We start from the raw sequence: 22,642 nt of genomic DNA, 5'->3' as shown, positions 1-22,642 counted from the left end.
GTTTCTTGTTCATCGTTTTCTCCACGTTGTGAAACTGGTCGATGGCGCGAGTCGGCGCCGAGGCGTCGAAAAGCATACACCGGGCTTTCGGAACACCGGAATCGGGACCAATCCTGCCGACGCCGATCGGGGAACGATCGCGCCGATTCCTGTAAGATGCCGGGTCGCCGCGCCGCGCATCGTCTTCGAACGCACGCGGCCCGTTTATTTCTTTCGAATCAAGAGTCTGTCGTGAGCGAAGTCATCGAATACAAGAGCTGGGTCTGCCTGATTTGCGGCTGGATCTATAACGAGGAAGAAGGTCTGCCTGACGACGGCATCGCGGCCGGCACCCGTTTCGACGACATTCCCGGCGACTGGCGCTGCCCGCTGTGCGACGTGGGCAAGGCAGATTTCGTCGTCGTCGAGTTCTGATTCGTATTGCCGGGCTGTTGCGCGCGGCAATGCTGTTTCGTTTTTCAGCGCGCCACCGCGATCAACTCGCGGCTCGCCGGGCTAACCGGCGCGCGGTTCCAGTCTCCGTACCAGTCGATTTTCGCGAAACCCGCATCGGTCAGCGAGCGCGCGAGTTCGTCCAGCGTGCGAAAGCGCAGTTCGCTCGTGGCGCTGAGCGTTTCCTCCGGCGCGCCGGGCGTCGGCATGAAGTGGTAATGCGTCGTGAACGCCGCGCGTCCGGTCGAAACCGGATCGGGTTCGGCGCACCGCTCCTGCCACACTTCCACCGTGCTTCCATCCGGCGCTTCGACGCGTCTCGACGAACCTGCGCGCGTCCAGTTTTCCCAAGCGCGCGCCGCCGGATTGCGGCTTTCGAACGCGATCGCGCCGCCCGGCCGGATCGCGCGGCGCGCGGCCCTGAGCGTCGAAAGGAACGCGGCATCGTCGAGAAAGACTTGCGCGACGTGGCCCGTCATCACGAGCAAATCGGCCGCGCCGACGAACGGCAGCGCGCTCGCATCGCCTTCGATCCACGTCACTTTGTCGCCTTCGGGACGCGTGCGCGCGACGCGCAGCATCTGCGGCGACGGATCGATGCCCGTCACGCGATGTCCGCGCTTCGCCAGCTCGCAGGCAAGCAGTCCCGTGCCGCAGCCCAGATCGACGATATGCCCCGCCGATTGCGCCAGTTCCAGATAAAACGCCGTATCGGCCGAGAACGGATTGAGGACGTCGTACAGCGCGACGAGGCGCGGATCGTCGTAGAGCATCAGCGGGCCTCGTAGGCGAGCGCGTCGCGCATCGGCTGGCTGCCGATCATGATCGGACCGGTGAACGGCGTATCGAGATCGAGGATCACGAGCACCGCCGAGGCGATCGACAGCGCGCCGAGCATGATCGTCACGAGCGAAAGCGCGTTGCGCGGCGCGATCAGCCCGAAGCATAGAAAGATGATCAGCAGCCAGCCGACGAGAATCCGGTCGAACGGATAGGAAATCGATCCGTGCGCCTCCTCGATCAGCTTCCAGCGCAACGCGATCAGTTGCTCGAAACGCGCGGCAGCTTCGGCGGCGAGCTGGCGATGATAGTCGTCGCGCGGATCGAGCAGACGCACTTCGCGCTGGCCTTGGCCCAGGATCGCGCCGAGCGTGCTGCTCGCGAGGCTGTCGGTCTTCGTCGACGGTTCGATATCCGGATACTCGCCGGGCGGCCGCGGCTCGTTCGGCCACGTGCTCGCCACCGCTGCCGCCGTGTATGTGCGCAGGAGCCGGCGCGCGTGATCGAGTTGAGTGCCGTAGTCGCGCATCGTGCGATCCAGTTCGATGATCGAGGTCGCGTAGCTGCGCATGTCGCTGTTGGTCGTGTCGAAAACCGTTTTCGCCGATGCGGTCAGAAGGCCGAGCACGAGCGCCGCGAAAGTGACCAGCATGCCGACGAGCAACTGGATCAGTTGCACCGTCTCCTGCGCCTTGTGTTCCTCGGGCAAGAGCGGCCGCACGATCGCGCCGATGCCCGTGCTGGCCAGCAGGAGAACGAAGACAAGCACCGCGGATTGGATTTCCGTCATGAGCGCGCGAGCCGTGATGGCGTGACCGGAGTGGACGCATTATCGGCGGGAAAGCGCGCGCGGTCCAATGAGAAGCGGGTGTGGCGAATGGGGGAGAAGCTGCGCGCTGCGCCGCAGGAAGAAGCAACGAGCAGCGACAAGCGGCATGTGGGAATCGTGGTCCCCCCGGCAGGTTTCGATTGTCTAATTTCCGGGGAGTCGATCAGAGGGGCGCATGGGGCCGAGACCCAATTCTATCAAGGCTCCCAGACTGAAGGCAAGCGCCGCATACACCCACCCGTCCCTGGCCGTGTAGTACCTCCTGTAGCCGGTTTGTAGTACCCGACTTCCCAGGACGGCCCCGGCCCCTACCGGGGGTGACCTTACCAGGAAAACAGGCCCCCCATTTCTGCGGGGCCCCCGGGGGGGCGTAGGGGCCTTTCCTTTCGGACTTTTGGAAATTCCTGGCGGAAGACTCCAGGCACGAAGTCTTAACAACGACAACAACGCCCGGTCCAAATGACGGTTTTTTGAAAGCCTCTGAAATGCGGCATGGAGGGGTACCTTGAAAACCCCGAACCAAGATAAACTCAGACGAAACGTGCGCGAGTCAATACGCGCCGCCGAGACCTGGCCTCAAAATCACAACGACAAACAACGGGGAACAGCATGAAGCAACGGCAGCGCGACGAGTACATCCGGATGCGGGAAGAGGAGGTGTACGGACGGCGCGAGCCGACGTTCGGCCAAGTCAGCCTTCCGGCAATGGCGCGAACCAGCGACGAGATAATCAGCCGAGCAGAAGCTGCCTATCAGCGAGCCGAAGAGGCCGATTACCAGTACCGCCTCCATAACCGCATCGCGTACACCAAACTCGCCCTTTGGCTCTTGGTCTGGTTCGGCATGGTCTGTCTATGCGACGTGGGTGCCCGGGCGGTAGCGCCGCGCGATCCCGACCTGTTCAGGTATGCCTTCGCGGCCCTTGGGACCGCTGCGATGCTACTCATCACCTTCTGGCGAACGGTCTGGCGGCTGATGTGGTGGTTCATCGGCCTTGTGATCGTCCTCGCGATCATCAAAGGCGCGTTCCTGATTGTCTTTACCCTTTAATCCTGTGCCTACGCTTGTAAATGACCGACGAACCTAACTACCTGGAAGCCCTTCGCAGCGATCTGTGCCATGCACTTGGGGAAGCCGTCTGGGCGTTCTCCATGATCGAGCGGCTAACTTACAGGTACATGAAGGCGCTGTCTTCTGAGCCGCTACACGAACTCATGGCGGACCAGGGATTCAATGCCCGAATAAAGCTCGTCAAGCGCCTGATTGACAGGCTCCAGGGCCAGGACGAAGAGAAGACATACGCCCTGCACTATGTGAGGCGGGCCGAGCAGTTGGCCGCAACACGGAACATGGTCGCCCATAATCCATGGCAGATAAGGGTGGACTTCCAGACTGACGAGTTCAAAAGCGCCATTCGTAAATTCGAGGACGATAGGCCAGGTCTCGACATAGCCGAGGTCAGGCGGTTCGCCGCTGACGCGCAAGAGGCTGCCTCTGGACTTGAGTACGCCTTGGGCAACCTCAGGTTCCGAGGTCCCTAATGCTGCCGTGCGGGTCCGGATGATAGCGGCGCGACCGGGTCTCATGGAAACGCCTCAAGTTTCGCAAGCTCCTGCCGTATACGGGTTACTGAGGCTTTGAAAGGAGGGTCCCGGTGGCGATTTCTACGTTTTCATCGCGAATCCGTATAACCCACTCACCAAAACGCACACATATAGGGTCCAGACGAAGCTAATCCATGTGTTCGGTAAGCCAGCCTTTCTCAGGCGATTACTGGCGTTAGTTACAGCCAACTGCATCAGCCAAAGCGAGGTCATCCACAGCAGCACTGCTGCCACCCCGCAGGCAATTCCTCGAAAGGTCGAGTACGAACCCTGCTTGATAAGCCAGACCCCTGCCGCACCCACGGCTGCTGAGGTAGCGAGATTACGGACGTGTTCGAAGACAGCTTTCGTGGCCTCGTTGTCCGCAGCGATTCGGTCGATGAAAAACGGCATGAAGGAGAATCGAAACTCAAAAAAGCCATCTTATCGTGCGGCAGCGCGAACCTCATAGGAAGGTAGCAGCCGCCCCCCTATCCCGGTACCTCCGCAAAGTGTCAGAATCCACACAGGCCCATCTACGCTTCACGAACATCATGAAACCCCACCCACGCCCCTTCACCCTGCGGATTCAGCAAAATCCTGACGGCAGATGGACTGGGACGGTGATTGCCGCTGATGCGAAAGAAGTTGCAAGGGTTAAGGGATGCGGCAGCCCTGAGGAGGTCGAGCAGGTAGCAATGGAAGAGGGGTTCTATCCCGATCATATCGAGCTGGAAGGCCCCTAATTCCCAGAGCGGCCCTCTCGCGCACGATTGCGAACAACAACGCGGTCGAACCTTTAGCCTTCTTTTTGAAGGCGGGTCTCGTGGTGGGGTACTTTCGAATCAAGCTTTGATAATTTCGTTATTTTCCTAACGGTGGTGGCAGGCCGACGCGCCGCCAGCGCAATGCTCTCTCTTCGAGGTCTGATGCGAACGAGTCGGCTGAGCGAATCCGGGCGGTGCCGTCAGCCCTACCAAACGCTTGCTGGGCATGTTCCAACGCGGTAAAGCTGCGGTACAGGAGGAATAGCAGGTTTCGAGATACAGGGACCGCCAGTCCTGCCGAGGACTGCAGCGTGAGCAAATCAAGCTGATGGTCAATCTGCTTCTGGCAATCCTTAAGGGCTGTTTTGATAGTGCTTGGGCCCGAGGCTTCGTCGTACATGATTCCTTCTGCATGGAGTTAGGACTACAGTTATAAGCTAGCTTAATCCATGCCTTGCCCTTGGCTACTTTCACAAGGTGTAAGTCATGACAGCCCCTGTCTGACCGTGTGCCCCCCCCCTGTCAAAAGTCCTGTTGACGAGTTATGCTTGTACCCTCATAATGCAGCCGAACTTGTGACAGGACATGACGGGGAACACATGGCACGCATCGCTTACTACCGAGTCTCCACGCGAGACCAATCCATCGAATCCCAGCGGGCCGCAATGGGAGGCGGGTTCGACAAAGAATTCTCCGACCAGGGCATCAGCGGAACAGTCCTGGCCATGGAGCGCCAGGGCTTCAAAGCCTGCGCCGACTATCTCCGCGATGGAGACACTCTCCAGGTCTTCGCGGTCGACCGCTTGGGGCGCGACAGTATCGACGTGCAGACCACTGTACGCGACCTGAGATCCAAGGGCGTGATTGTCGACGTTCACGGACTGGGGCCGATTGTCGGTGACGCTGGTGAACTAATCCTTGCCCTCCTCGCACAGGTCGCTCAGATGGAGCGTAACCGGATCGCATCCCGCACGGACGCCGGTCGAGAGCTTGCCAAGCAATCCCTCGCAGCCACTGGAAAGACCCACCGAGGCAAGGCCAGCCTGGGTCGCCCTGTCCAGCACGATGCAGCCGCAATCGCCGCGTGGTCCTGGGAGAGCGGAAGCATCACCAAGGCTGCGGAACGCTTCGGGGTCAGCGAGGCGACCGTGAGCAGAGCACGCCGAGCCTTTCCCAGGGCCGCGTAAGGGCACCAAGGGACCGCCGAGGCCGGAGGGCGTCAGCCTCCCGATTCAGCGCGGTCCTCAACAAACACTTCAGAAAAGCGGCGAACAGCCGATAGCCAAGCCAACAGGCGCTGCCCCAATACCAGGGGTGTCGCTATACGAGGAAGAGAAGAAAAAATGCAACACGCGCAGAACCAAGTCAACCAAGCAGCGAACGAGACCAGCAACAACGCGATTGCGTACGTGATCGACCAGCACATCGGATGGGAGCAGGACGAAGACGTGGTCTGAGTCATCGACGCGGCCAATGATGCCGAATGGGAGAACCAGGAGCCGTCCATTCTGAACTGAAGAAGCCTGAGGGGCGGCAAGTACCTGCAGGCCGCCAACGGGCCGCCTTCCATGAAACAATGGTTACGATTGTTCCACGGCAACGCGTTTCAACAGGCAGACGGACCTTTCTAGATAGAACGGGGCGAGCATTGAGCTTCGAGAATGACGTAAGGCAACGCAGGCAAGCTAGGCAGTCAGCGTCCGCTTTCGCCGGTCTCACGAAGACCGCCGTAGCATCAGGCAAGGCCGAAGCGAAGGCGGCAGCGAATAAGGAAGCCCAGAAGCAAGCCAAGGCAGCCGCCGTGCTCCCACGGTCACGTAAGGAAGCCCAGGACCTTTGCAAGCCCTTCTATCGCACTGGTAAGCCCTGCAAGATGGGCCATAAAGCGAAGCGCAATACAGCGACCACGACCTGCACTGAGTGCGAGGCGATTAAGCGAGAAACGGCAGCTTACGAGGCCCTATTCAATCCCGCGCTGCAACGCATAATCGACGACAAAGGGCTAGGCCACCTTGCGCTCTTTTCGCTCGAAGCAATCCAAAATTGGAAGTCACCCAAAGTCTACGCGGCAAACCAGGCCGCAAAGCGCGAAGAGGTAAGGCGGTGGCTCGCGCAGAGAATTGAGAGCAGCACGGTCACTTCATTGTCTCCTGAGACCCTGGAGGCAGCCATGAAAGCGCTGAATCATGGCCATGAAGCACTCGCGAACAGTGACCCGGTAATCGTCGACGCACTCGTAGGGGCCATGCAGGCCTTTGGGATCGGCTGGGGGTCTGCCATGTGGCTCTTGCCAGTGAGGAACGCCAGCAAATAATGATGCGAAAACTGGGGTGTACAGCGGATAATTGCGCAAAGATGCCAATCTGTAAATTAAGTGAAATATACATTGACAAATTTGGATCGCTTATAAGGCAAGGATCTCGAATAAAAGCCTACTCCAAGAAAGAGAGACCGTCCTGACAGCCGGGCGATTAATTGTTGCAGCGGCCAAAACCAGCGCCCTGCCTTATTCAGATCAGCAGAGGTACAGGTGAATCTTGAAGGGTTTGGCTGCACTTGCCGAGAGACCATCCTAATTAGCCGCCTGTGAGTTAGTCGACACGTACGAAATACGGCGGGGGCCTCAGTTTCCCTGTACAACACAGGCCAGCACCACACCGCGCGGCCCCGTAGCACCCCGTAGCATTACCTCTGCTGCAACATCGTTTAGCCTATCCGGCCTCTTCAGGCTATCAACCCCCTAAGCAGTCGCCGCCAGTCCGTTCTAGCTTCCCCTAGGAACCGAGCGGAGGCAATCGCCCATCCGAAGCACCTGTACGCGGTCTCACATTCTATTTTTTTACTGAAGCTCACACGTTAAGGAGTACAAATGAACACACCACAAACGACCAAGGAGCACCGCTCCGCGCCTTCCGCCCCCATCGTCCGCCCCTACGCGAAGCGCGGCACGAAAACAGAAGCCCGCGAAGCAGCCCGCAAGGTCGGACAGAAGACGTTCCTGTTCGCTTGCAACACCCATGGCCTCACGGTCTTTGGGACCGCAGGGGACGGGCACTGCCGGGAATGCACCGCAGCCCGGAAACGCGCCGCCTATGAGCGCCAGAAGCGAGCCGTGCTTGCGAGCGCCGTGACCACAGATCAAGGAGTGATTTGAGATGTCGACTAGCACAGCACCTCTCAGCAAGTCCGCCATGGCCCGCGAGGCCCGCGAACGCGGTGAACGATTCTTCCAAGCGGCCTGCGTGCACCACGGAGAGCAGCCGCACTATGCCAGCACCCGCGCATGCTCAGTGTGCCAAGCGGACCGCAACGCGCCCAAGAACAGCGCTGCAGCCGAGCGATACCGCGACGACCCCGAATACCGAGAGCATGTACGCGACAAGGGCAACAAGGCGCGAAGGAAGCGACGCGAAGACCCAGACTACCGAGAGGCCGAACGGGCATATGAGCGAGAGCGGGAAGCCCATCGAAAGACCGTCGACCCTGCATACGTGCTTCACCGACGCGCAAAAGCGGTGAATGGGAGCGCGGTCCTTCGAATGCGCAAGGGAAAGGAAGCCCGGCCCGACACCGCGATGCCGAGCAAGGAAACGCTGCGCGAGTGCTACGAGTTCGCGTTACGCGCCCCCGAGGGCTGCGAACTCGATCACGGCTGCCCCTTGCGCGGCGTCCACCCCGTGACCGGCAAAGATACGGTTTGTGGTCTGCATGTCCCCTACAACTTGGAGCCGATGACGAAGCGATCCAACACCATCAAGCGCCACTTCTTCGACCCCGAGAACCCCTTGGAATTCCAGAAGCCGTTCAACTCCTTTCCTGGCGGCCAGTTCCACGGAGACCACGCGGAGGACGAGTTCATGCGTTATACGACGCCGACCACCCTGCACATCATGACCATGGCCGAATTCAATGCGGCCATCATCGAAGAGGCCAATGCAGAGATGGAAGAGTTCCTGCACCGCCAGCACAGCGATGAAGCCCCAGTGATCGCCTGAAGCCTCTTCGCTGTCCCCGCGCATAAGTGGTCTAGACCAACCTTCTTTTGTTGCTCTCTGGACCTGCTCGGGGTGTCTATCGACTAGACCAAATATTGAATGACCGTTTGAAGTCTGACTAGGCGCAACTGGTGGCACCTTGGGGACAACCTGCGCTCTTTTGCTGCTCTTTGGTTCCGCTTAGTTGGTCTTGTTTGTTTAATACCGGTCACCTCCCCTATCGGCTCCCTTCCCTCCACTGGTCGTCTGCGGTCTCCCTGTTATGTATATAGGCGAAATCGCGGAGGGCCTTTATCCGTAAGGGGTTGGGGTTTCGAATTCTGATGTAAAACATCGAAAAATGAACTGAACCGATGAAGATCGACAATAAGGAAATCAGGGCTGTAGCGTCCGTGGACAGCCCGACACAAGAACGTTATGAAGCCTTCGGCGGAACCTACAAAGTGGTGCCGAAGGAGCGTCTCCGTGCTGCTGGGTGGCGTGTGACGAAGGGCATGCAACCCGTGACCTATCGCGCCGCTGACACGTGGATCGACAACCAGACCGGCGAGCTTCTGACAAACAGCGAAGCAAAGAAGCGGGGAATCAAGTTGCCGCTGGTCCGCTCCACGTCCGAAAAGATGCTGGACATGTGCGAGTGCGTCGCGGCCTGTACCCCCACGGAACGTCCTTTCGTGTCGTTCCTCCTCGGCATGCGCAACCATCGCGGCGGTCTTGTGGCTCCCTTGGATGCCTTGCTCGACCAATGGATCGCCATTGAACACCCCGATACCTCGACGACCAATAGGGCACGCAAGCGGAAGCAGCTCCGCGCCATCATCGAACGCCGTCAACTGATGGCCAACGAAACGACGATGGCGAGGAATTTAATGCTGCTCAACCCCAATATGACAAAGCAGGATGTGATCGAGGAGGGAGCGAAGCGATATAACCTGCGCATGCGCAATCAGTCCTGTAGTCGACATGTCGAATCGACTGGGCAAACATTATCGGCGATTCGAAGCGCTCTGCCCGCCAAAAACTAGCCTGAGGCGCTAAGTGTTTTCTCTACCGAATGCCTTTAATCGGCTGTACTATAAATCATTCACCGCACCGGAAAGAGAAAGAATTAATTACGACTTTTACCTTTAGAAGGCGTCGGATCAGGAGGGAACAAAAATGAAACGGTCGATCTTGCTTTTTGCGGTGTTCGCATTGTCAACGGGAGTTATCGCGCAAGAGGTCTTGGATAATTACGGGCCGTTCAATCTTGACGGAGGCAAGGTAGCCTGCAAGTCCGACAGCGGTGACGAGATAAAAAAAACGCAATGGTACGAAGCTCCACAAGACAGATACTTCAAAGATTTCCAGGTCTCGACGATTTCTGGGGTTTCGTATCACGGCGACGCAAGTTGCGCAGTCTCCCAAAAATTGGAAAAAAAGGTGTCGCTCAAACTGGCAAATGGCCTATTGGTTGACGTACGAGTACCCTATAAATATGAAGTTCTAGCGCATGCAGACTGCGGGTCAGGGACCGCAGCCACGGCGGTTCACCTTGCTAAAGGCGATCACATCAATGTCGAATGCAACGTGCAGGGCACGTTAGCCAAGTACGAGAAGTAAATCGTTAATTAGGAGCTCAAAAATGAGACTTCGACTGCTAACCGCATCGATCACACTTCTGCTCGCAGGCGCCAGTAGCTCATTTGCGCAAAACGACACCGCGACGGGCGGAAGCAATACGAGCCAATCGACTTATACTCCTGTCCATACGTTTAATAATGGTGCGTCTGTTGGATATCAATCCGCAACTACCGCCACTGGTGGCTATTCCACGGGGGGAGAAAACCAGCCCGTTACTAACAATACAAGGGGAAGCCAAATAAACAGTTCGGGTGGCGTCGGTGCAGCATTCCCAATGCCAGGGGGAGGGAAGAAATAGGCAATTACAGGGGCGTAGTTACGTTACAGGCATCGACATCACCCGCCGCCTCGGATCAAAGAGGCGGTGGATCAAAGGCGTGCGCCCGCCCATCAAGCTGTCTGGTTCGCTTCCTGCCGGCGGTAGGTTATTCGCACGCACAGCAGCACCGCCCGTGCGCCTCCAGATAAGCACGCCGCGCACATAGTCAGCAACCGACGACAACCGCGTTCACTGTTGCGGATGAAGCGCTCGGTGAGCGGCGGCGACACGCCGACTAGGCGTGTACCGGAGCGACTGCTTTTGTCAGCCAGTCCGCGAGGTAGTCCAACGGATAACCGCGCCCATAGTTCGCGCCCATGCCAGGAGTCTTGTGTCCGGTGATCTGGTCCCGAGCGGAGTCCGGACAGCCGACCGCACGCAGGAGGTCTTCCATGCCGTGGCGCAGCGAGTGGTTCCCCAGTTTGGTCCCATTAAGGCCCTCGCGAGTCCGGACCCATTGCACTAGAGAGGCACTGGCGGAATCCGCTCTGCACTTGCCGTCGGCGGTGTATCTTGGGAACAGGAAGGGCGAATGGTCCGCGAGCCGCAGCGCGACCTTTGCAGCCTCCAGGGCCTTGGGCGTCAGCGGCACCCTCCGCGCGGACCCAAGCGTCTTCAGCGAGCGCCAGGGATGCTCCTTCAGGTCCAGATACGGGACGGCGGCGCGGAGGTGCGCGTCAGCAGATGCAAGCCCGACAATCTCCCCTAGCCGCGCCCCGGTCTCCGCGACCAGTGTCAGGATGCAGCGCAACTGATCCGGCCCGCGCTCAGCGGTCCAAGCGTCCAGGGCGTGGTGCAGATGCCGGTACTGGTCGATGGTGAATGTCTCGCGTTTGACCGCGTCCTTACCGGCCTTGGGAATCTCCACCTGGGCGAACACATTGGGGACGCTTAACTCGTTCTCGCGGATCGCACGGGCGAATGCGGCCCGTACGTTCGTGAGGTATCGGCTCACGGTGGTTGTGCTCACAGCCGCGAAGTCTTTGCGGTGCTTCCCGGCGAGCAGCCACTTCACGAACTCGTTCACGTCCGGACGTTTCACGCTCCGCAGATCCCGGTCTACCCCCGGGACCGGCGAACGGGTTCCGAGGAAAGCGAAGAGGTAGCCGAAGACCATCCGCGCATCCTTTTCGGTATCACCACGCGCCGCCACGTACTGCTCCAGGCAGTCCGCGAGGGTCACCTTGACGCGCCCCTGCACCATCTGAAGGGCTGCGGCATGGACCGGCGACAGATGCGGGTCGACCTGGCGACCTTGGGTGACGTTTTCGTCCTCTTGCACCGCTTTCGGAAGCTGGTGGTCGACGAATTCAAAGAAGGCTTCCACAGCCTCGGGGGTCGCTTGGGGGTCGGAGGGGTCGACACCGCCCCTCACCAGGAACTCATGCGCCTGCTGTGCGATGTCACCGCGTGATGGGCTGCGCAGTCGTGCCCAGTCCTCGTCGGTCTGCTTCACCAGCTTGGCGATTCTCGGAGCAGCAACCCGAGGGTCCGAGGTCTGCAGCGAGACCACGTAATGCACCTTGCCTGCCAGCGGCGAACCGTTAGCAGCGAGCATCGGCTTTATGTCGTCGGGGATCCGTCGTCTGAAGAACAGGAGCGACGTATTCGGCTTCTGCCAGACGTATTTCAGCTTCACAGACACGATTGAGGAAAGGTGCAGGAGTGCCATGGAGTACCGCTTGTGGTAGCGATTGTAGTACCCATGCAGTGCCTTGAGAAGCCCACCAGGTAAGCCTGACAAGGCTTTGAGGAGTGGTCAGTGGTCCCCCCGGCAGGAATCGAACCTGCATCTAGCGCTTAGGAGGCACTCGTTCTATCCATTGAACTACGGGGAGCGGACCGCGCAAGGACCGACAGCGTCGGCCGAGCGAGCGCAGAGTATAGCAAACGGCATCAGCGGCATCGCGATCGGCGCGAAGAAATTCCGATGCTGCGGTGCGTATCGGAAAAAGTCGCCCAGACCCAGGGTTTGCACCTATCAAGTTCCGCGTGAGTCTGCCGCCATCGGAGTAATGGACCCATTTCCCGATACCAAGCCACAGGGCGCGTTTTCGGCGTTGCTGGCAGACCAGGACCTGATGCACCTCGAACTGGTGCTGCGCCGTTCTTTGTCGTGCGATCTCGGTGGCCCATTGCTGCCGCCTTCGTACTGGCGCGAGCGGCTCGTATCCATCACGCGTCGGTCACATCTCACTCACACGCAGATTCAGACCGTGCATCGGCTGTTTCTGCATATCGACGCGTTCGAGGCCGCCGGGCGCGCCCGCGAAGAAGAACTCAGACGCGAGCGCGAGCAGGCGGCAGGCGCCGGAAAAGCCCAAAGCGCCTAAACGTCTTCACGCCGCCTGACGCGCCCGGTGCTGCTGTTGCGCGTGCGCCGCGAGCCGCACCGCCGCGTTGGCCGCGCCGTAACCATCGTAGCCGCCGCGTCGCTCGATCACTTCGAGGAAGAAGCGCTGATCGAGTTGCTCCGTGTACGCATGGAAAAACTCGCCGCCGCGCTCGTCGCGGTCGTAGAGGATGTTGTGCTCGCGCATCTGGTCGATCTGCTCGTCGGGCAGGCCGAAGCGCGCGACGAGATCGTCGTAGTAATTGCCCGGAATCCGCAGGAATTTGACGCCGTCGGCTTCGAGGCGCGGAATCGCATCGAAGATGTCGGGCGTGCTGAACGCGACGTGGTTCAGGCCCGAGCCGCGATACGCCGAGAGCGATTCCGACACCGCCGTGTACCGGTCCACCGATGCATTCAGCGCAATGCGCACCGAGCCGTCGCGGCTGCGCACCGCGCGGCTTCGCACGAGTCCGTACGGATCGGGCACGAGCACGGCGGGCTCGGTCTCGAAACCGAACGCGCTGCGGAAAAACAGCACCCAGGTGTCGAGCGCGTCGGCGGGCAGCGACAGGCACACGTGATCGATGCGCGAGAGCGGCCCGACTTCATACGGCCCGTCGATGTCCGTCAGCACGAAGTCCGACTCCCACAGCGTCGGGCCGCCGGGCGCTTCGTCGACGAAATAGTCGAGGCTGCCGTCGGGCGACTGCACGCCCGGCACCACGCGCTCGTTCGCGCCGACACGCCCCGAGAACGGCTGCGAGCCATACGCGGCGGCGCGTTCGAACGCCTGCTTCGCATCGTCGACGTGAAATGCCGACGCGCACAGCGACAAACCGTGCTTCTGAAAAAACGCGCTCGCGAACGAATCGGCCTCGGCGTTGAGCACGATCGAACCCGCGCCATGCCGATATAGCGCGACATCCTTCGAGCGATGCTTGCCCGCGAGCCTGAAACCGAGCCGGCCGAGCCATTGCGACAGATTTTCGCGCGCCGAATCGTCCACGGCGAATTCGAGAAACTGGAAGCCAATGTGCTCGGGCGGCGCGGGCGGGTTGAAGAGTTCGGGCGGCGCCTTGTCGCCCATCAGCTCGCGCGTCTGCTCTTCGAGGAAGCGCAGCGAGCGATAACCGTCCGCGGCCGTGATCGCGGTCGGCGCGGCGCGAAAGCCGTCGTTGAAGATTTCGAGCGACAACGGTCCCTTGTAGCCCGCTTCGAGCACGCGCGCGGTGAAGCCCGCCACATCGAACGCGCCCTGCCCTGGAAAGCATCGGTAGTGACGGCTCCATTCGAGCACGTCCATCGCGAGCACGGGCGCGTCGGCAATCTGCACGAATGCGATGCGCTCGCCCGGAATCGACGCGATCTCGTCGACGGAATCGCGAATCGACAGCGTGTGGAACGTGTCGAGCGCAAGACCGAGGCTCGGATGATTCACGGCATCGACGAGCTTCCACGCGTGCTTGTAGGAATTGACGTAGCGGCCCCACGCGAGCGCTTCATACGCGACGATCACGCCCGCGTCCGCCGCGATATGCGCGAGCACGCCGAGTTGATCGGTGATCAACGCGTCGTCGCGAATCGTGTCCGGCGACACGTTGCTGCACACGAGAATGCGATCCGTGCCGAGTTCGTGCATCAGCTCGAACTTGCGCTTCGCGCGCTCGACGTTCTTCGCGAGCCGCTCCGCGCTCACGCCGTCGAAATCGCGGAACGGCTGAAACAGGTAGATCTCAAGGCCGAGATCCGCGCACATGCGGCGCACGTCCGCGGGCGTGCCGTCGAAATACAGCAGATCGTTCTCGAAAATCTCGACGCCGTCGAACCCGGCCGCCTTAATGGCGTGCAGCTTCTCGGGAAGCGTGCCGCTGATGGATACCGTCGCGATGGAAGTCCGGATTGAACGCAGCATCGCTGCCTCCTCGTTGCAATTCAGTGAATGCGGGATGGATCGAGAGCGGTGCCTTCCAGTGTAGGACGTCCGCATGACAGACGCGCGCAATCCATGTCATTCTGCGAGATATTAACAAACTAACTAGACCGTACAAATAAGTGAAAACACGAACCGACAAGGCTCGCGCGTGCGTTCACACTGCGGCGTATCCCATTTCGCACTGCAGCATGCAGTGCTCATCCGTGCTGGAGCGCTCGCATGACCAACAAGACTTCGTATCTCATCGGCCTGATCGGATCGGGCATCGGCGGCTCGCTCACGCCCGCCATGCACGAGAAGGAAGGCGGCAGCCTCGGGCTGAACTACGTGTACCGGCGCATCGACCTGCAGGCGCTGGAACTGGAGCCGTCCGCCCTGCCCGATCTGCTCGACGCCGCCCAGCGCATGGGTTACGACGGCCTGAACATCACGTATCCGTGCAAGCAAAGCGTGATCCCGTTGCTCGATGATCTCGATCCCGACGCGCGCGCGCTCGGCGCGGTCAACACGGTGGTGCTGAAGGACGGCAAGCGCATTGGCTTTAACACGGACTGGTCGGGTTTCGCGCGCGCGTTCCAGCGCGGTCTGCCGGGCGCGCCGCTCGAACGCGTCGTGCAACTCGGCGCGGGCGGCGCGGGCGCGGCCGTCGCGCACGCGGCGCTCACGGGCGCGCGCGAACTCACGCTCTTCGATTCCGACGATGCGCGCGCGGCATCGCTCGCCGCCGAGCTTGCGGCGCGCTTTCCGGATCGCGTCGTGAAAAGCGGCGGCGACCTGCGCGACACGCTCGCGGCGGCGAGCGGCCTCATCCACGCGACGCCGACCGGCATGGCGAAGCTTCCCGGCCTGCCGCTGCCGGCGGAGTTTTTGCACAAGGAATTGTGGGTCGCGGAGATCGTCTATTTCCCGCTCGAAACCGAACTGCTGAAGGCGGCGAAAGCGCTCGGCTGCCGCACCGTGAGCGGCGGCGGCATGGCGGTGTGTCAGGCTGTCGACGCGCTGCGCATTTTCACCGGGCTAGAGCCGGATGCCGAGCGCATGTTCGCGCATTTCCAGAGCTTGCTGGAACGTTGATGTATCGACCGCAATGAAAAACGGCGACCTCGCGAGAGCGTCGCCGTTTTGCTTTGCGCGCGCGGAAAATCAGCCGTCGCGCCGCATGAAACGCAGCACCGCATCGACGATCATCTCGCGATGACGCGCACGCGAACGCGCGCCCGACGGATCGCGCCCGAACGCCGCGCCCCACGTATGACGGTTCGCCACGCGATGAAAGCAGAACGAGCTGATCATCAGATGCAGGTCGATCGGATCGACGTCGTCGCGAAACTTGCCCGCCGCGACGCCGCGCGCGATGAGATCCTCGATAGTTTTCACGACCGTCGAATTGCGCGCCTTGAAGGTCTTCGATTGTTCGATGTACTTCGCGCTGTGGATATTTTCAATCGTGACGAGCCGCACGAAATCGCGATGCTTGTCGTGATAGTCGAACGTGAAGCCGACGAATTCGCGCAGCGCTTCCTCCGGCTCCATTTCCGCGAGTTGCAACTCCTGTTCGAGCGCGCGGATGTCGCTATAAACCTGCTCCAATACCGCTTCGTACAGCCCTTCCTTGCTGCCGAAGTAGTAGTACAGCATGCGCTTCGTGGTGTTGGTGCGCTCCGCGATGGCGTCGACGCGCGCGCCCGCGAGGCCCATCGCCGAGAATTCCTGTGTGGCGATGTCGAGAATGTTCCGCTTGGTCTCCTCAGGATCGTACTTGCGCCGCCCCTGCTCCGTGGTCGACGAGGGCGCGGCGCTAGCGGCCTTGCTTCCTTTTTTCATTTTTCTGTCTGAGAACGGCATTGGAAATCGATTCTAGCACGCGCTATTCACGCATTCTCGCCATAACAGGCGTTCGATACAGAGGGCTTCACCTATAATTTTTCCACCCCACGGACAAAGCGAAAATCACATGCGCATGAAGCGTTCGACCTTCCTCGTTTCCTCCTTTTTCGCCGCGTGGTGCCTGTGCGCGACGGCGCAAACCGCGTTGCCACCCGGACATCCGTCGTCGAAGGAACTGATGGCCGCCGAAGGCGTGATGACAAGCGCTAACATCGCGCGCGGCGCGGCGGACGTCTGTCATATCGATGCCGCCAAGGTCGCGCGTTTCAAGAGCGTCGTGCGCACGAGCTATCCCGACGCGCCCGATTTCGATGGCGAATGGAAGCTCGGTCTCGCTCAGGCGCAACCGACCGTCGATCGCTTCGACAAGCTGAAGACGAGCGATCCGGCCGCGTACCGCAAGCAGATAAGCGAGGCGTGCCCGGCGCTCGATCACGGAATGGATGAAGTCACGCAGCCGCAATAATCACGCGCCGTTGCCGTCGTAGTGCGCGCGCTTTTCGGCGTACATGGCGGCGTCGGCGCGTTGCAGCATCGGCTCAAGACGTTCGCCGTCGAGCGCGGTGGCGGCGCCCATCGCGAAAGAAAGAGGATTGCCCGAGTAGAACTGGTTGTTCACTTCGAGCAACTGGCGAATGCTCTCGATCACCGTCTCGCCGCCGCGCTCGTCGGTGCCGGGCAAGAGCACCATGAACTCGTCGCCGCCGATGCGCGCCGCCTGAAACGGCCTTTCCACCGCCTTGCCGAGCACTTCGCCCGCGCGTCGCAGAAGCGCGTCGCCGGCGGCGTGCCCTAGCTGATCGTTGATGGCCTTGAGCCCGTTCACGTCGACGGCGATCGCTGTAACGGGGAACGGGCCCTTGCGTTCGAGGCGATTGATTTCATCGATATAGAACGAGCGATTCTTGAGCTTCGTGAGCACGTCGTGCTTGCCGAGGAATTCCAGATACGCTTCGGCCTTCTTGCGCGCGGTGATGTCGGTGAGCGCGACGAGCACGAGATCCCAGCGCGCTTCGTGTCCCGGAAACACCGAGAACTGCAGATGCACGTTCACCTCGTTGCCTTCGAGCGAATAGTTGAGCACCTCGCGCTGCTGGAAAAGCTTGCCGTCCCACAGATCGATGAGCTGTTCCTGGAAGTACTGCTGCATGTCGTCGCGAAAAACGTCGGGCAGGCGCGAGAGTAGCGTCGCCTTGTCGGGGGCGGCGAACATGCGCAGCGTGTGCTGATTGACGTCGAGGACGTGGATCTCCTGCATGCAGCGCTCGACGAACTCGGGATGCACGTTCGTGAACGTGCGAAAGTCGACGATGCCGCGCTCGCGCACATCGTCCAGCAGCGATTTCACGGAGCTGAAATCCTCGACCCACAGCGACACCGGCGAGTGCTCGAAGAGCCCGCGCGCATAGAGCTCGCTCGCGGCGGCGGTGCGGCGCATCGCTTCGAGCTCGGTGATGTCCTCGATGGTGACGAGCACGCGGCTCCATGTGTCCTCGTGTCCCGGCAGGATGACCGCCTTGAGCAGCACGTCCAGACGCTTGCCGTCGAGCGTGTAATTGACCGTCTGGCTCACGAAGCGCGTTTTGCCGGACCACAGTTGTTCGAGTTCGTCGACGTGCGTGGTGAGCATGTCGTCGCGAAACACGCGATCGAGGTTCTGCACGAGATGATCGACGTCCTTCGTGTGAAACAGCGACAGCGTGCGCCGATTGACCTTGATCACCCGAATGCGCGACGAACACTCGGCGACGCTTCCGGGATTTTCCGCGAGGAACGCCCGGAGGTCTCCGACGCCCGCCGCGCGCCAGCGCTCGAACTGCTCGCGCACGGCGCTGAAATCTTCCAGCCAGAGCGAAACGGGCGCGAGCTCGAACATGTCGGCGTCGTCCTCCGGCACGCTCGCCGGCGTGAATTGACCGGCAGCGCGGCGCGGGTCGTTTGGCATGGTCATCCTTTCGGCTCGCGCCGGCTCAAATGGGTCGCTGATTAATGCCCGAATTCATCTCATTATTGTAGCGCGCGTCATATTTCGAGGGCCGAATCGGCCGCTTCGCACATTCCGGCCAACGGCATTTGCGCGCCTGCGGGATATCGGGGGCGGATGCTACACTCGACTCGCTTCGTCCTTGCCGCCCGGGCACGTTTGCTGCACCGGCTCACGCGAGGCTCGCGGCGCCACGCAGTCCGATGCGCTGTGCCGCATCCATCCACATCGCTATAAGAAGGAGGCTCGACTCTCATGGCTGATTTCCGCATCTGGTCCGACGAATTTCCGGCGAACGGCTTCATGACGCACGCGCAGGAATTCGACCAGCAGGCCTTCGGCGGCTCGGGCGAGAATGTTTCGCCGACGCTGCAATGGGAAGATCCGCCCGCCGAAACGCGCAGTCTCGCGCTCACCGTCTACGATCCCGACGCGCCCACCGGCAGCGGCTTCTGGCACTGGGTCGTGGTCAATATTCCGCCCGACGTGCGTTCGCTGCCGCGCAACGCCGGCAAGGCCGACGGCAGTCTGCTACCGCAAGGCGCGCTGCAACTTCGCAACGACTACGGCACGGTCGGCTTCGGCGGCGCGGCGCCGCCGCGTGGCGACAAGCCGCATCGCTATATCTTCCGCATCCACGCGCTCGGGGCGGAAAGCCTGCCGCTCGACGGCAACGTGACCAACGCGGTGGCGCGCTTCATGACGCATCTCAACGAGATCGATTCGGCGACTTACACCGGCCTCTACGAGCTGAAGTAATCACGCGCACGAAGGCGCGGCGCCTCGCCGCCGCGCCGCATCCAAGCCATTTGAAAACGGCGCGTCATACAATGCGCCGCCCGCCACTTCCCGCCCATCGATGGACTCCGATAAAGGTCTGCCGCTACCCCAGCGATACTGGGCCATTGCCGTCGTCGCACTCGGCATCACGCTCGCGGTGCTCGACGGCGCCATCGCCAACGTCGCGCTGCCGACCATCGCGCGCAATCTGAACGCTTCTCCCGCCGACTCCATCTGGGTCGTCAACGCGTATCAGCTCACGATCACCATCTCGCTGCTGCCGCTCGCCTCGCTCGGCGATCGCATCGGCTATCGGCGCGTCTACATGACGGGGCTCGCGCTCTTCACGGTGTCTTCGTTCGCGTGCGCGCTGTCGGGCTCGCTCACCGCGCTCACCATCGCGCGCGTGCTCCAGGGTTTCGGCGCGGCGGGCATCATGAGCGTGAACACGGCGCTCGTGCGCATCATCTATCCGCACGATCAACTGGGCCGCGGCGTGTCCATCAACGCGACGGTCGTCGCGATCTCGTCGGTGATCGGCCCAACGGTCGCCTCCGGCGTGCTGTCCGTCGCGACGTGGCCCTGGCTCTTCGCGATCAACGTGCCGATCGGCCTCGCGGCGTTCGCGATCGGCTGGAACTCGATGCCGCGCACGCCGGGGCATCGGCAGCCGTACGACTACATCAGCGCGATCATGAACGCGCTCTTTTTCGGCATTGCGATCGTCGCGGTCGACGGCTTCGGACACGGCGAGCATCGGCCGTATCTCGTCGGCGAGATCGTCGCGACGGCGGTCATCGGCTATTTCTTCGTGAAGCGGCAACTCACGCAAAGCGCGCCGCTTTTACCCGTCGATCTGCTGCGCATTCCGGTGTTCGCGTTGTCGGTCGGCGCGTCGGTGTGTTCGTTCTGCGCGCAGATGCTCGCGTTCGTCTCGCTGCCGTTTCTGCTGCAGAACAATTTCGGCATGGGCCAGGTCGAGACCGGCTTTCTCATGACGCCGTGGCCGCTCGTGATCGTGTTCGTCGCGCCGCTCGCGGGCGTGCTCGCGGACCGGTATTCGGCGGGCTTGCTCGGCGGCATCGGCCTCGCGATATTGACCGTCGGACTCGTGCTGCTCGCGAGCGTCGGCGCGCATCCGACAGCGCTCGACGTCGCGTGGCGCATGGCCGTGTGCGGCCTCGGCTTCGGCTTGTTCCAGTCGCCCAACAATCGTCAGATGCTCGCCGCCGCGCCGCGTCATCGCAGCGGCGGCGCGAGCGGCATGCTCGGCACCGCGCGCCTCACGGGACAGACGCTCGGCGCGGCGCTCGTCGCGCTGATCTTCGGCGTTGCGCCGAAGCAAGGCCCGGTGATCGCGCTCGCCATCGCGGCGGTGTTCGCGGCGGCCGCCGCCATCGTCAGCGTGCTGCGTCTCACCGGTAAACACAGCGTCGAGCCCGCCTGATCCACCCTTCGCGCTCACGGCCGCCCGGCCGCCGCGCTGGGCACAGCCTTTGCTGAAACTTCGACCATGAATTCCGCACCCGCGGAACGATCGAAATCAGCTACAAGGAGTGTGTTCATGGCCATATCCCTGAACGGTTGCAAGGTCGCGATTCTCGCCGTCGACGGCTTCGAGCAGGCAGAGCTCGTCGAGCCGCAACGCGCGCTCAAGGAAGCGGGCGCGCAGGTGGACGTCGTGTCGCAGAAGCCCGGTCAGATTCAAGGCTTCAAGCACGTCGACAAGGGCGACAAAGTGAATGTCGATGTGACCTTCGACGCCGCCAATCCCGCCGATTACGACGCGCTCGTGCTGCCCGGCGGCGTCGTCAATGGCGACGCGATCCGGCTCGACGCGAAGGCGCAAAGCTTCGTGAAGGACGCCGATCGCGCGAAGAAGCCGATCGCGGTGATCTGCCACGGCGGCTGGCTGCCGATCTCGGCGGGCATCGTCGCGGGCCGCACGATGACGAGCTGGCCGAGTCTGCAGGACGACGTGCGCAACGCGGGCGGCACGTGGGTCGATCAGGAAGTGCAGATCGACGGCAATCTCATCACGAGCCGCAAGCCCGACGATCTTCCGGCGTTCAACAAGGCGCTGATCGAAGCGCTCGGCCGCACGCGCGCCTGAGCGCGTCTCACTGGAGGCACGCCGATGCCGCGATCCGCAACATCGACAACGCACGCGATCCTGCTGTCGCTGGCTGCCGCTTTTGCGCCCTTGGCGCAGGCGCAGACACAAGCTGCGGCGGGCGCCGTGCGAAGCGAGAAGCTCTCGCCCATCGATCAGCAGTTTCTGCAGGACGCGGGTCAGGCGGGCGCGACCGAACTCACGGCGAGCAAGCTCGCGCTCACGCACGCGAGCGACCGGCAGGTGCGCGAGTTCGCACAGCGAATGATCGTCGATCACACGAAACTCGCGCGCAATCTCGACGTAATCGCGAAACGTCACGGCATTACCGCGCCGCCCGCCGCCGATACGGCGGTGATCGGCAGCCTGCAAAATCTCCAGGGTGCGGAGTTCGACAAAGCCTATATTGAAAAGGTGGCCGTGGACGGGCACCAGAAGGCCGTCGAGCTTTTCAGAAAAGAAAGCGAAGCCGGCAACGACACCGCGCTGAAAACAGCGGCGACCAAGGCATTGCCGATCATTCGCCACCACTACGAGATGGCGCAGCAGCTTGCAAAAAAGGCGGCGTCATGAGGATCGCGCATGTCGCCGGCCCCGCCGCCGCCCTGCGTTGCGCTTCCCGTCCCGCTTATGAGGACTCGACCATGCACATCACGTTTGCAGACGAAGCACCCGTCTTCGACGGCGACGAGCTCGCGATTCACTTCGCGGCGCTCATCGACGGCGAGCCGGTCGTATGTTCGATCTCTGCCGAAGCGCTCGAAGATCACTTCGGCGCGAAATCCCCGCGCGAGGACGATCTGCTCGATGCCTTCGCGCGCGGCTCGGCGCGTATCCGCGCGGTATGCGCAGAAGTACTCGACGACAACGGCGGCCAGCCCGCCGTGCTGAGGAGCGGATTGTTCCGCGTCGCCGGCCTGGAGCCGGAGTAAGCCTCGCCGCTTTAAGCGACGCATTCCACACAACCCAAGCCAACAAGGAGGGAACATGTCCCTGATCATTGCGGGCCGATTTCAGACTTTTCGTGCCGCCGAATCGGCAGCTCAGAAGCTCTTTGCGCGCGGCTTCGTGGAAGAAGACGTGACGCTCTTCTTCGTCAATCCGAGCGGCCAGCACGCGCGCCATCCGATCGGCGGCGATGTCGGCACCGATGCGGGCGCGAGCGGCGCGCCCAAAGGCGCCGGCAAGGGCGTGACGATCGGCGCCGTAGTGGGCGCGGTGATCGGGGCGGCGATATTCGCCGTCTTCAAGGCGCCGCTGCTCGTCTCCGTGATCGCGGCGG

At 61.6% G+C, this 22,642-nt stretch carries 26 protein-coding genes, 1 tRNA gene and 1 pseudogene; 19 read left to right on the top strand and 9 right to left on the bottom strand.

Annotated elements, in window-relative coordinates; genetic code table 11:
- The first annotated feature begins 231 nt into the window (after window positions 1-231).
- On the top strand, window positions 232-414 hold the full coding sequence (locus AWB82_RS31015) for a rubredoxin (protein ID WP_086973137.1): 183 nt from the start codon (window positions 232-234) through the stop codon (window positions 412-414).
- Window positions 415-458: 44 nt separating this feature from the next.
- On the opposite strand, the gene AWB82_RS31010 is transcribed toward AWB82_RS31015, so the two are convergent.
- The gene (locus tag AWB82_RS31010) at window positions 459-1,205 is read right to left on the bottom strand and encodes a class I SAM-dependent methyltransferase (RefSeq protein WP_086973125.1); all 747 of its coding nucleotides are present in this window, start codon (window positions 1,203-1,205) and stop codon (window positions 459-461) included.
- On the bottom strand, window positions 1,205-2,002 hold the full coding sequence (locus AWB82_RS31005; protein WP_086973124.1) for a bestrophin-like domain: 798 nt from the start codon (window positions 2,000-2,002) through the stop codon (window positions 1,205-1,207). The genes AWB82_RS31010 and AWB82_RS31005 overlap by 1 nt, the downstream gene beginning before the upstream one ends.
- Before the next feature lie 648 nt (window positions 2,003-2,650).
- Here AWB82_RS31005 and AWB82_RS31000 point away from each other — a divergent pair.
- A complete protein-coding gene (locus AWB82_RS31000) occupies window positions 2,651-3,091 on the top strand; it encodes a hypothetical protein (RefSeq protein ID WP_086973123.1) in 441 nt (146 codons plus the stop codon).
- A gap of 20 nt (window positions 3,092-3,111) precedes the next feature.
- Window positions 3,112-3,582 carry a hypothetical protein gene (locus AWB82_RS30995; RefSeq protein WP_086973122.1) on the top strand — a complete coding sequence of 157 codons (471 nt, stop codon included), beginning with the start codon at window positions 3,112-3,114 and terminating at the stop codon, window positions 3,580-3,582.
- Window positions 3,583-3,705: 123 nt separating this feature from the next.
- On the opposite strand, the gene AWB82_RS30990 is transcribed toward AWB82_RS30995, so the two are convergent.
- Window positions 3,706-4,038 carry a hypothetical protein gene (locus AWB82_RS30990; protein ID WP_086973121.1) on the bottom strand — a complete coding sequence of 111 codons (333 nt, stop codon included), beginning with the start codon at window positions 4,036-4,038 and terminating at the stop codon, window positions 3,706-3,708.
- Window positions 4,039-4,178: 140 nt separating this feature from the next.
- Between AWB82_RS30990 and AWB82_RS30985 the strand changes: the two genes are divergently transcribed.
- Window positions 4,179-4,370 (top strand): hypothetical protein, encoded by a 192-nt coding sequence (locus tag AWB82_RS30985; RefSeq protein ID WP_086973120.1) that lies wholly within the window; start codon window positions 4,179-4,181, stop codon window positions 4,368-4,370.
- Between the two features lie 118 nt (window positions 4,371-4,488).
- Here the strand turns inward: AWB82_RS30985 and AWB82_RS30980 are convergent, their stop codons facing one another.
- Window positions 4,489-4,791 carry a hypothetical protein gene (locus AWB82_RS30980; protein ID WP_086973119.1) on the bottom strand — a complete coding sequence of 101 codons (303 nt, stop codon included), beginning with the start codon at window positions 4,789-4,791 and terminating at the stop codon, window positions 4,489-4,491.
- Between the two features lie 199 nt (window positions 4,792-4,990).
- Here AWB82_RS30980 and AWB82_RS30975 point away from each other — a divergent pair, with 199 nt between their 5' ends.
- From AWB82_RS30975 to AWB82_RS30950, 6 genes are all read left to right on the top strand, one after another.
- Window positions 4,991-5,578: a recombinase family protein gene (locus AWB82_RS30975; RefSeq protein ID WP_086973118.1), complete on the top strand. Its 588-nt coding sequence runs from the start codon at window positions 4,991-4,993 to the stop codon at window positions 5,576-5,578.
- 461 nt (window positions 5,579-6,039) lie between these two features.
- Window positions 6,040-6,705 carry a hypothetical protein gene (locus tag AWB82_RS30970; protein WP_086973117.1) on the top strand — a complete coding sequence of 222 codons (666 nt, stop codon included), beginning with the start codon at window positions 6,040-6,042 and terminating at the stop codon, window positions 6,703-6,705.
- 555 nt (window positions 6,706-7,260) lie between these two features.
- Entirely contained in the window at window positions 7,261-7,545 is a 285-nt protein-coding gene (locus AWB82_RS30965) for a hypothetical protein (RefSeq protein WP_086973116.1), read from the top strand.
- Between the two features lies 1 nt (window position 7,546).
- The gene (locus tag AWB82_RS30960) at window positions 7,547-8,386 is read left to right on the top strand and encodes a hypothetical protein (protein WP_086973115.1); all 840 of its coding nucleotides are present in this window, start codon (window positions 7,547-7,549) and stop codon (window positions 8,384-8,386) included.
- Window positions 8,387-8,739: 353 nt separating this feature from the next.
- The gene (locus tag AWB82_RS30955; RefSeq protein WP_086973114.1) at window positions 8,740-9,411 is read left to right on the top strand and encodes a hypothetical protein; all 672 of its coding nucleotides are present in this window, start codon (window positions 8,740-8,742) and stop codon (window positions 9,409-9,411) included.
- Window positions 9,412-9,544: 133 nt separating this feature from the next.
- Window positions 9,545-9,988 (top strand): hypothetical protein, encoded by a 444-nt coding sequence (locus AWB82_RS30950; protein ID WP_086973113.1) that lies wholly within the window; start codon window positions 9,545-9,547, stop codon window positions 9,986-9,988.
- Between the two features lie 575 nt (window positions 9,989-10,563).
- On the opposite strand, the gene AWB82_RS30945 is transcribed toward AWB82_RS30950, so the two are convergent.
- Both AWB82_RS30945 and AWB82_RS30940 read right to left on the bottom strand, forming a co-directional pair.
- Entirely contained in the window at window positions 10,564-12,000 is a 1,437-nt protein-coding gene (locus AWB82_RS30945) for a site-specific integrase (RefSeq protein WP_086973112.1), read from the bottom strand.
- Between the two features lie 91 nt (window positions 12,001-12,091).
- Window positions 12,092-12,166, bottom strand: a tRNA-Arg gene (locus AWB82_RS30940).
- 177 nt (window positions 12,167-12,343) lie between these two features.
- Between AWB82_RS30940 and AWB82_RS30935 the strand changes: the two genes are divergently transcribed.
- Window positions 12,344-12,661 (top strand): hypothetical protein, encoded by a 318-nt coding sequence (locus tag AWB82_RS30935; RefSeq protein ID WP_086973111.1) that lies wholly within the window; start codon window positions 12,344-12,346, stop codon window positions 12,659-12,661.
- Between the two features lie 6 nt (window positions 12,662-12,667).
- On the opposite strand, the gene AWB82_RS30930 is transcribed toward AWB82_RS30935, so the two are convergent.
- Complete coding sequence (locus AWB82_RS30930; protein ID WP_086973136.1) at window positions 12,668-14,563, bottom strand: bifunctional sugar phosphate isomerase/epimerase/4-hydroxyphenylpyruvate dioxygenase family protein; 1,896 nt, start codon at window positions 14,561-14,563, stop codon at window positions 12,668-12,670.
- Window positions 14,564-14,815: 252 nt separating this feature from the next.
- Between AWB82_RS30930 and AWB82_RS30925 the strand changes: the two genes are divergently transcribed.
- Complete coding sequence (locus AWB82_RS30925; protein WP_086973110.1) at window positions 14,816-15,670, top strand: shikimate dehydrogenase; 855 nt, start codon at window positions 14,816-14,818, stop codon at window positions 15,668-15,670.
- 69 nt (window positions 15,671-15,739) lie between these two features.
- Here the strand turns inward: AWB82_RS30925 and AWB82_RS30920 are convergent, their stop codons facing one another.
- The gene (locus AWB82_RS30920; protein ID WP_086973109.1) at window positions 15,740-16,420 is read right to left on the bottom strand and encodes a TetR family transcriptional regulator; all 681 of its coding nucleotides are present in this window, start codon (window positions 16,418-16,420) and stop codon (window positions 15,740-15,742) included.
- 130 nt (window positions 16,421-16,550) lie between these two features.
- On the opposite strand from AWB82_RS30920, the gene AWB82_RS30915 reads away from it, so the two are divergent.
- On the top strand, window positions 16,551-16,949 hold the full coding sequence (locus AWB82_RS30915) for a hypothetical protein (RefSeq protein WP_235023504.1): 399 nt from the start codon (window positions 16,551-16,553) through the stop codon (window positions 16,947-16,949).
- Here the strand turns inward: AWB82_RS30915 and AWB82_RS30910 are convergent, their stop codons facing one another.
- Complete coding sequence (locus AWB82_RS30910; protein ID WP_086973134.1) at window positions 16,950-18,428, bottom strand: sensor domain-containing diguanylate cyclase; 1,479 nt, start codon at window positions 18,426-18,428, stop codon at window positions 16,950-16,952. It abuts the gene before it with no gap.
- Window positions 18,429-18,722: 294 nt separating this feature from the next.
- Between AWB82_RS30910 and AWB82_RS30905 the strand changes: the two genes are divergently transcribed.
- From AWB82_RS30905 to AWB82_RS30880, 6 genes and pseudogenes are all read left to right on the top strand, one after another.
- Window positions 18,723-19,226, top strand: a complete 504-nt coding sequence (locus tag AWB82_RS30905; protein WP_086973108.1) for a YbhB/YbcL family Raf kinase inhibitor-like protein — start codon at window positions 18,723-18,725, stop codon at window positions 19,224-19,226.
- Window positions 19,227-19,326: 100 nt separating this feature from the next.
- Window positions 19,327-20,694, top strand: a complete 1,368-nt coding sequence (locus tag AWB82_RS30900; protein ID WP_086973107.1) for an MFS transporter — start codon at window positions 19,327-19,329, stop codon at window positions 20,692-20,694.
- Between the two features lie 117 nt (window positions 20,695-20,811).
- Window positions 20,812-21,360 (top strand): type 1 glutamine amidotransferase domain-containing protein, encoded by a 549-nt coding sequence (locus AWB82_RS30895; protein WP_086973106.1) that lies wholly within the window; start codon window positions 20,812-20,814, stop codon window positions 21,358-21,360.
- A 24-nt stretch (window positions 21,361-21,384) separates the two neighbouring features.
- On the top strand, window positions 21,385-21,933 hold the full coding sequence (locus AWB82_RS30890; protein ID WP_086973105.1) for a DUF4142 domain-containing protein: 549 nt from the start codon (window positions 21,385-21,387) through the stop codon (window positions 21,931-21,933).
- 71 nt (window positions 21,934-22,004) lie between these two features.
- Complete coding sequence (locus AWB82_RS30885; RefSeq protein WP_235023503.1) at window positions 22,005-22,292, top strand: DUF1488 family protein; 288 nt, start codon at window positions 22,005-22,007, stop codon at window positions 22,290-22,292.
- 55 nt (window positions 22,293-22,347) lie between these two features.
- Window positions 22,348-22,642: pseudogene (locus tag AWB82_RS30880) on the top strand (hypothetical protein); the annotation flags it as partial.

Origin of the sequence: Caballeronia glebae, from assembly GCF_001545035.1 — a bacterium.
GTDB lineage: Bacteria > Pseudomonadota > Gammaproteobacteria > Burkholderiales > Burkholderiaceae > Caballeronia > Caballeronia glebae.
This window is presented reverse-complemented; position numbering and strand designations above follow the sequence as displayed.

Excerpts from the sequence above, each read along its gene's own strand:
- AWB82_RS31010 (WP_086973125.1), bottom strand. The coding sequence starts at position 1,205 with ATGCTCTACGACGATCCGCGCCTCGTCGCGCTGTACGACGTCCTCAAT.
- AWB82_RS31005 (WP_086973124.1), bottom strand. The coding sequence starts at position 2,002 with ATGACGGAAATCCAATCCGCGGTGCTTGTCTTCGTTCTCCTGCTGGCC.
- AWB82_RS31000 (WP_086973123.1), top strand. The coding sequence starts at position 2,651 with ATGAAGCAACGGCAGCGCGACGAGTACATCCGGATGCGGGAAGAGGAG.
- AWB82_RS30995 (WP_086973122.1), top strand. The coding sequence starts at position 3,112 with ATGACCGACGAACCTAACTACCTGGAAGCCCTTCGCAGCGATCTGTGC.
- AWB82_RS30990 (WP_086973121.1), bottom strand. The coding sequence starts at position 4,038 with ATGCCGTTTTTCATCGACCGAATCGCTGCGGACAACGAGGCCACGAAA.
- AWB82_RS30985 (WP_086973120.1), top strand. The coding sequence starts at position 4,179 with ATGAAACCCCACCCACGCCCCTTCACCCTGCGGATTCAGCAAAATCCT.
- AWB82_RS30980 (WP_086973119.1), bottom strand. The coding sequence starts at position 4,791 with ATGTACGACGAAGCCTCGGGCCCAAGCACTATCAAAACAGCCCTTAAG.
- AWB82_RS30975 (WP_086973118.1), top strand. The coding sequence starts at position 4,991 with ATGGCACGCATCGCTTACTACCGAGTCTCCACGCGAGACCAATCCATC.
- AWB82_RS30965 (WP_086973116.1), top strand. The coding sequence starts at position 7,261 with ATGAACACACCACAAACGACCAAGGAGCACCGCTCCGCGCCTTCCGCC.
- AWB82_RS30960 (WP_086973115.1), top strand. The coding sequence starts at position 7,547 with ATGTCGACTAGCACAGCACCTCTCAGCAAGTCCGCCATGGCCCGCGAG.
- AWB82_RS30955 (WP_086973114.1), top strand. The coding sequence starts at position 8,740 with ATGAAGATCGACAATAAGGAAATCAGGGCTGTAGCGTCCGTGGACAGC.
- AWB82_RS30950 (WP_086973113.1), top strand. The coding sequence starts at position 9,545 with ATGAAACGGTCGATCTTGCTTTTTGCGGTGTTCGCATTGTCAACGGGA.
- AWB82_RS30945 (WP_086973112.1), bottom strand. The coding sequence starts at position 12,000 with ATGGCACTCCTGCACCTTTCCTCAATCGTGTCTGTGAAGCTGAAATAC.
- AWB82_RS30935 (WP_086973111.1), top strand. The coding sequence starts at position 12,344 with ATGGACCCATTTCCCGATACCAAGCCACAGGGCGCGTTTTCGGCGTTG.
- AWB82_RS30925 (WP_086973110.1), top strand. The coding sequence starts at position 14,816 with ATGACCAACAAGACTTCGTATCTCATCGGCCTGATCGGATCGGGCATC.
- AWB82_RS30920 (WP_086973109.1), bottom strand. The coding sequence starts at position 16,420 with ATGAAAAAAGGAAGCAAGGCCGCTAGCGCCGCGCCCTCGTCGACCACG.
- AWB82_RS30915 (WP_235023504.1), top strand. The coding sequence starts at position 16,551 with ATGCGCATGAAGCGTTCGACCTTCCTCGTTTCCTCCTTTTTCGCCGCG.
- AWB82_RS30910 (WP_086973134.1), bottom strand. The coding sequence starts at position 18,428 with ATGCCAAACGACCCGCGCCGCGCTGCCGGTCAATTCACGCCGGCGAGC.
- AWB82_RS30905 (WP_086973108.1), top strand. The coding sequence starts at position 18,723 with ATGGCTGATTTCCGCATCTGGTCCGACGAATTTCCGGCGAACGGCTTC.
- AWB82_RS30900 (WP_086973107.1), top strand. The coding sequence starts at position 19,327 with ATGGACTCCGATAAAGGTCTGCCGCTACCCCAGCGATACTGGGCCATT.
- AWB82_RS30895 (WP_086973106.1), top strand. The coding sequence starts at position 20,812 with ATGGCCATATCCCTGAACGGTTGCAAGGTCGCGATTCTCGCCGTCGAC.
- AWB82_RS30890 (WP_086973105.1), top strand. The coding sequence starts at position 21,385 with ATGCCGCGATCCGCAACATCGACAACGCACGCGATCCTGCTGTCGCTG.
- AWB82_RS30885 (WP_235023503.1), top strand. The coding sequence starts at position 22,005 with ATGCACATCACGTTTGCAGACGAAGCACCCGTCTTCGACGGCGACGAG.